We start from the raw sequence: 6,454 nt of genomic DNA on the forward strand, positions 1-6,454 counted from the left end.
CTATTATCAGGGCAGGTTCCGCGATAAACAACTTTTACTGTACCAAACAGAATACCGTCAGCACTTGAAAGGCAGATTTGGAGTAGTTGCTTTTGCATCGGCAGGAATGGTTTATGAAGAAATTAACAAAGTAATGGCCAATAATATTCATCCTGCTGCCGGAATGGGGCTTCGTGTGAAAATCAGCAAAAATGATCAGGCCAATATCAGGTTTGATTATAGTTTCACCCCTGATTCAAAAGGATTTTACATCTATTTTGCCGAAGCATTTTAAAAAGATGTTATTAAGATAAGCTATTGAATTTTATATCTGCCTAAAAAAATTACCTGAAAAATATGCTGAAGAACAATTTTTTTATTCGCTTAACCAATTGGGAATTCTGGCCAACAGGGCTGGTGTATTTCCCTGTGATCATTTATTATTTATGGCTTGCGCTCAAATCCCGTTCTTTCTTTTTCTTCACAGTGGTTAATTCTGAAATGGAAACAGGAGGCTTGTTTGGAACATCAAAATACAAACAGTTGTGTTTTCTACCTGAGCATTTAAAACCTATAACAGTGCTTATTTCTAAGGATGAATCAATTAATAATGTAATTGAACATTTAAAGGATGAAAAGATCAGCTTTCCCTGCATTGCCAAACCTGATAAAGCAGAACGCGGAGTTGGAGTGGAGCTTTTACATAATGGTAAGGACCTGGAAAACTACCTGCACCAAGCCACCTCTGATTTTCTCATACAGGAATACATTACTTATCCTTTTGAAGCCGGGGTTTTTTATTATCGTTTTCCTGGTAACATCTCAGGGGAGATACCATCCATTGTGCTCAAGGAATTTTTAAATGTTGTAGGGGATGGTAAAAGCAGTATTAAAGAATTAATACACAATAGCTTTCGGGCTAAATTGACCTGGGAAAAACAACAAATTAAACTTGGAGTTAAAGCCGGTTTAGTTCCAGGAAACGGTGAAAAGGTGCTGCTAGAACCCATAGGAAACCACAATAGGGGTACCGCTTTTTTTAATGGAAATCATTTAATCAATGAAGGCCTTGAAAATATTTTTTCTAAAATCAGCGACCATCTCCCCGGCTTTTACTACGGACGTTTTGATTTTAAAGCGCCTTCTCTGGAGGCTTTTTGTAAAGGCGAAAATATAAAAATATTGGAAGTAAACGGAGTAAATGCAGAGCCTGCACATATTTATGACCCCTCAGGTTCACTTTGGACTGCCTGGAAAACGTTGATTCACCATTGGGATATCATTTATAAAATCAGCAAGAAAAATAAAAATAAAGGCATTAAACCATTAGGGTTTTCAGAGGCATTGTTGCATTTTAAAGAATGGAAAAAGCAAAAAAGTTAAAAAAAATTGTCAGGAAAACGGTTGGTTTTCGTCTATATATAGGCATAAGAATGCCCTATTATAAAATATGTTCTCTCAAAAAAAGCTTGTTAAAATAATTAAATCCTAAATATTATGTACAACTTTTCCCAGCACCTGCAGGAAATCAAATCTCTGGTAAAATCCCTTACAGAGGAACAATACCAGTTTAAATCACCGTTGCTTTCCGGTGCCTCTATCGGGCAACATACAAGGCATATATTAGAATTTTACTTATGTCTTGTTGAAGGCAGGCATAAAGGGATAGTAAATTACGATAAGCGGGAAAGAAACCTGGATATTGAAACCAACCTGAAGTTTGCCATTTATACCATTGATAAAATATGCAGTAATGTTTCCACCTATAATATTTGTTGTGAATTAATACTTGAAGGAAATTTTTCCAATGAAGGCGAAGAATCAGTAAGTGTAAAAACATCTTATTTTAGGGAACTGGCTTATAATCTTGAACACAGCATACATCACCAAGCATTAATTAAGATAGGCCTAAAGGAACAAAACCTTGACCACCTGATCCCAGACAATTTCGGAATAGCTGCTGCCACCATCAGATACAAGGGAAAATGTGCACAGTAAGCTATATTCCAACCTCTGCCGGGTTCATCCTTACCTCAAGCCGGGATGAAAGTGTTTACAGGCCTACCCTGGCTCCTGAAAGATATTTTCATAACGGAAACATTTTAATTTATCCCAAAGATGAATTGGCCGGAGGAACCTGGATAGCAGCGAATAATAACGGTAGAATGGCCTGCCTGCTAAACGGGGCTTTTGAAAACCATATTAAAAAAGAAAAATATGAAAAGAGTAGGGGACAAGTATTATTGGAAAGCTTTGAATATGAATCCTGTGGAACTTTTTATAAAAATGTAAATTTGATTGGCGTTGAGCCTTTTACATTGTTATTGATTGACAAACAAAATTTCAATGAATTAAGATGGGACGGCAGACAAAAACATATCAAAACGGTTAACCCTGCTATTCCTGAAATATGGTCGTCTGTAACTTTATATAATCAAGAGGCCATTGAGCAAAGAAGAAAATGGTTTTTCAGGTGGATTAAAAACAAAATCGATATACCCGGATTTGATATTGCAGGCTTTCATTCCGGCTTTCATGGAGAAAACATGGAAAATGATATCGTAATGAAACGAAATGGAGGGCTTCAAACCTTAAGTATATCCCAAATAATAATCAGGAAAAATTCAGGGCACTTCAGCTATATTGATTTGGTAAAGAAGGAAACGCACAGATATGACCTGAACAAAGATAAAAAGCTCACATAAGGTTTTGAATTCATCCTTTTAGGCATCTCCCGCGAAACACAAAAGCTTTTGTCAAAAAGTTTTCCTGCTCTTAGCGATAAAACATATTTAAGTATTTGCTTAAATAAGAAAATACTTTGTAACTTTGTAACTTTATAAACCAAAAAGAGGAAATTATGAAAAATAATCAATCGTGTATCAGGGTCTTTGCGGACCAAACACAAATAAGCGAATGCAAGGACAAGTTACAATCCAATGCTCAGGCTTTTGCTCAATTGAGCAACTTGTTGGCTTTGGCAGGTAATGAAGTAAGGTTGAAAATTATGTTTCTGTTGGAAGAAGAAAATGAACTCTGCCCCTGCGATCTTGCCGACATTCTCGGAATGAGCATCCCTGCCGTTTCACAACACTTACGAAAAATGAAAGATGGAAATATAATTGAAGCAAGACGTTCCGCCCAAACCATCTTTTATTCACTTAAAGCCGAACAACTTAAACTGCTTCGTCCATTTTTTAAATATATTATTAACCAAAATCTGAAAACGGTATGATTTCTTCCGATTTAACCAGAAACATTAAAGTTTCAGTCAAAACTGCTGTTGGTCAGTTAAATTACATATTAAAACAAGTTGATAACGAACAGCAAGCTGTAAATGTCCTGCTTCAATTGAAAGCCGTGCAAGCTATCCTGTCCAAAACTACCTATGAATTGCTGGACGACACGTATCGAAAAGCATTAGCTGAAAAAATATCATCGGCTTATCAAAATTGTCCTGGGAATTGCGGTAATGAAGAAATTATAGAACGGTTAAGAAAGCTGTTTCCTGACTTCGCTTTGGAAGATGTTCCAGAGAAACTAAAAGAAGTACAGCAAGTTGAGACAAGTTTGCAAAAATATTTATCAAATAATTTGGACACCCCCCATCCTCTTGACTGAACTTTGGGATATTGTTTAACCATTAAAAAAAAGAGAAATCATGAAAAACAAAATGATGATGCTTGCAGCAGCAGGAATGTTAACCATTGCAGGACTTGCTTACGGATTTAGTTCATCCAACAGCACTTGTCTGCTTGAAGGAACACCGAATTGTCCAAAAATTAACTGCCCATTGGCAGGGACACCGGAATGTCCTTATGACAATGCTTCAACAGCAGAATTACCTGCTTGTTGCAAAAAAAAGTAAAAGAGAAAGGGTAGGGAAAAGGCATCCCTACCCTTTTTTACTCATTCAATAAAAACATATGAAAACTGAAAATAAAAATTCAAAAGGAGCCGTTGCAACAGGGGTTTTAGCGGCTTTAGCAGCATCTTCCTGCTGTATTCCTCCTGTTGTTGCAGCCATTGCAGGAGTGGGTGGAGCTTCAGCAAGTTTATCCTGGGTAGAACCGTTTCGACCCTATCTTATTGGCCTGGCAGTTTTAGCCATTGGATATGCGTGGTATAACCACCTTAAACCAAAAAAAGCTGACGATTGCGTTTGTGAAATAGACAAACCAAAATTTTATCAAACCAAAGCATTTTTGATTGGGATTACTCTATTTGCTGTTGTTTCGATTGCCTTTCCTTTTTACTCATCTGTTTTTTATCCGAAAAACCAAGCAAAAGTGATTGTGATAGAATCAAGCAGCATTACAGAAGTAAATTTTGATATTGAAGGAATGACCTGCACAGGCTGTGAAGAACATATCAAACACGCAGTAGCTCAACTCCCCGGTTTTATTGATGCTACAGCAGACCACAGGACAGGAAAATTCACCGTAAAGTTTGATAAATCAAAAACTGATTTTGAGCACGTTGTAACCGCTATAAATGAAATCGGGTATGAGATTATTAAACAGGAAGTAATTCAAAATTAAATATCTACAACCAAACAATTAACCCTAAAATTAATCCACATGAATTTACCATAAGCAACATTTCGCATACCAACCGAAAGATGAATATGGCATATTCCTTGCGACCTTAAACAAATATATAGGCATGAAAAGCACAATCTTTATTAATTCAGCAGATAAAAAAAGCTGTGCTGCCGGATGCCAAAAACCTTATTACTTAAAACCTAAATCTAATTAGCCTATGTTTGATTTAATTATTATTGGTGGTGGCTCTGCTGCATTTTCAGCAGCGATAAAAGCAGAAAGTTTAGGTTTAACTACCTTGATGGTAAACGGTGGCCTGGACTTTGGCGGGACTTGTGTAAATGTGGGATGCGTGCCCTCAAAAAACCTGATAAGAGCAGCAGAGGCTGCTTACCATGCTACCCATTCCAATTTTGACGGAATAAAACCCAAAGGCGTTGACATTGATTTTGAACAAGTAATCAAAGACAAGAAAAAACTTGTTGCAACACTTCAGCAACAAAAATATATGGATGTGGTGAGTGACTTCCAGAATTTAAAAATGATAAAAGGGTGGGCAGAATTTTCAGATAATAAAAAAATTATTGTTAACGGGAAAGAAGAATATACCTCCCTGAAATTTATCATTGCAACAGGCGCTACAACTAACATTCCAAACATTGAAGGACTGAATGAAATTGATTACCTTACCAATGTTACGCTTTTTGATTTAGAAGAAAAACCACAAAGTATCACCATTTTGGGAGCAGGTTACATAGGTTTGGAAATAGCAATGGCTTATAATCGTTTGGGTGTAAAAGTACGTATCATTGAATTTACAGACCGGGTATTAAGAACCCAAATGCCTGACATAAGCGAAGCGTTGGAAAAACAAATGCGTAAGGAAGGCATTGAAATTCTACCGAACTTGCGTGCAGTTAAATTTGAAAAAAAAGGAATCGAAACTATTATTCATTGCAGATGTCCTGATGGTTCTTCCACTCAAATTATTGAAAAAGGGAAAATAGTTGTCGCATCGGGCACAAAGCCCAATACTCAAAAATTGGGATTACAAAATATTGGTTTACAGCTTACCAAAAGCGGACATATAGAAGTAAATGAAAAAATGGAAACCAATTTACCGAATATTTATGCCATAGGGGATGTAACCAACACTCCTGCTTTTGTTTATACAGCAGCTTTTGAAGGAAAAATTGCCATAGAAAATGCTTTTACAGGCTCAGAACACAAAGCAGATTATTATTCATTGCCCTGGGTTGTTTTTACAGATCCACAAGTGGCAGGTGCAGGTTTGGACGAAGCACAGGCAGAAGCTCAAAACATTCCTTTTGAAGTTTCAAAATTGGAATTAAAAGATGTGCCACGAGCCATAGCGGCAAATGACACAAGAGGCTTTATTAAACTAATTCGCAATACAGAAACCGACCGTTTAATTGGAGCAAGAGTAGTCGCACCTGAAGGAGGTGAGCTCATTCAACAATTAAGTATGGCTGTTAAATATGGAATTACTGTTAAAGAATTAGCCGAAACTTTTTATCCTTATTTAACCTTAGGCGAAGGAATTAAATTAGCAGCTATCGCATTCGGAAAAGACGTTTCAAAACTTAGTTGTTGTGCAAGTTAATTAGTAAGGCAGTAACCAAAGTTTCCGGTTAAAAAGAAATAGCAGGAAAATCGTAACAAGATCTGTTATTACTCCCTATTGTAAACAAGAAAAATAACAGGGGGAGGGGAAATGAAAACTCCTGGAATAAACTTCTTTGCAGATTATTCTTCAGGTAAAAGTAACCCCTCCTTGTCCTGCATTTAGAAACTGTTTTGAATTTATTTAAGAATAATTTTATGTGAATAAGTATGTTTATAACTAATTGATTTTCAGTAAGTTGGCCTGGGTTAATTTTGTATCTTGTAGATTATCAACCAAATAACTC

At 36.4% G+C, this 6,454-nt stretch carries 8 protein-coding genes and 1 pseudogene; all 9 read left to right on the forward strand.

Annotation, left to right across the window (positions count from 1 at the left end; genetic code table 11):
- The coding region (locus H0V01_12680) for a hypothetical protein (GenBank protein ID MBA2584230.1) at positions 1-274 on the forward strand (274 nt) is incomplete at its 5' end.
- 62 nt (positions 275-336) lie between these two features.
- Positions 337-1,362, forward strand: coding sequence for a hypothetical protein (locus tag H0V01_12685; GenBank protein MBA2584231.1), 1,026 nt, complete (start codon positions 337-339; stop codon positions 1,360-1,362).
- Positions 1,363-1,476: 114 nt separating this feature from the next.
- On the forward strand, positions 1,477-1,977 hold the full coding sequence (locus H0V01_12690) for a hypothetical protein (protein ID MBA2584232.1): 501 nt from the start codon (positions 1,477-1,479) through the stop codon (positions 1,975-1,977).
- Positions 1,965-2,684 (forward strand): NRDE family protein, encoded by a 720-nt coding sequence (locus H0V01_12695; protein ID MBA2584233.1) that lies wholly within the window; start codon positions 1,965-1,967, stop codon positions 2,682-2,684. The genes H0V01_12690 and H0V01_12695 overlap by 13 nt, the downstream gene beginning before the upstream one ends.
- Before the next feature lie 155 nt (positions 2,685-2,839).
- Positions 2,840-3,214 carry a winged helix-turn-helix transcriptional regulator gene (locus H0V01_12700; GenBank protein ID MBA2584234.1) on the forward strand — a complete coding sequence of 125 codons (375 nt, stop codon included), beginning with the start codon at positions 2,840-2,842 and terminating at the stop codon, positions 3,212-3,214.
- Positions 3,211-3,600 carry a metal-sensing transcriptional repressor gene (locus H0V01_12705; protein MBA2584235.1) on the forward strand — a complete coding sequence of 130 codons (390 nt, stop codon included), beginning with the start codon at positions 3,211-3,213 and terminating at the stop codon, positions 3,598-3,600. Before H0V01_12700 ends, H0V01_12705 begins: the two co-directional genes overlap by 4 nt.
- A 40-nt stretch (positions 3,601-3,640) precedes the next feature.
- Complete coding sequence (locus H0V01_12710; GenBank protein MBA2584236.1) at positions 3,641-3,847, forward strand: hypothetical protein; 207 nt, start codon at positions 3,641-3,643, stop codon at positions 3,845-3,847.
- Between the two features lie 58 nt (positions 3,848-3,905).
- Positions 3,906-4,520 (forward strand): mercuric transport protein MerTP, encoded by a 615-nt coding sequence (merTP, locus tag H0V01_12715; protein ID MBA2584237.1) that lies wholly within the window; start codon positions 3,906-3,908, stop codon positions 4,518-4,520.
- A gap of 223 nt (positions 4,521-4,743) precedes the next feature.
- A pseudogene (merA, locus tag H0V01_12720) lies at positions 4,744-6,147 on the forward strand (mercury(II) reductase).
- The last annotated feature ends 307 nt before the right edge of the window (positions 6,148-6,454 follow it).

The sequence above is a fragment of the Bacteroidota bacterium genome (assembly GCA_013696965.1).
Lineage (GTDB): Bacteria > Bacteroidota > Bacteroidia > JACCXN01 > JACCXN01 > JACCXN01.

Excerpts from the sequence above, each read along its gene's own strand:
- H0V01_12685 (MBA2584231.1), top strand. The coding sequence starts at position 337 with ATGCTGAAGAACAATTTTTTTATTCGCTTAACCAATTGGGAATTCTGG.
- H0V01_12690 (MBA2584232.1), top strand. The coding sequence starts at position 1,477 with ATGTACAACTTTTCCCAGCACCTGCAGGAAATCAAATCTCTGGTAAAA.
- H0V01_12695 (MBA2584233.1), top strand. The coding sequence starts at position 1,965 with ATGTGCACAGTAAGCTATATTCCAACCTCTGCCGGGTTCATCCTTACC.
- H0V01_12700 (MBA2584234.1), top strand. The coding sequence starts at position 2,840 with ATGAAAAATAATCAATCGTGTATCAGGGTCTTTGCGGACCAAACACAA.
- H0V01_12705 (MBA2584235.1), top strand. The coding sequence starts at position 3,211 with ATGATTTCTTCCGATTTAACCAGAAACATTAAAGTTTCAGTCAAAACT.
- H0V01_12710 (MBA2584236.1), top strand. The coding sequence starts at position 3,641 with ATGAAAAACAAAATGATGATGCTTGCAGCAGCAGGAATGTTAACCATT.
- merTP (MBA2584237.1), top strand. The coding sequence starts at position 3,906 with ATGAAAACTGAAAATAAAAATTCAAAAGGAGCCGTTGCAACAGGGGTT.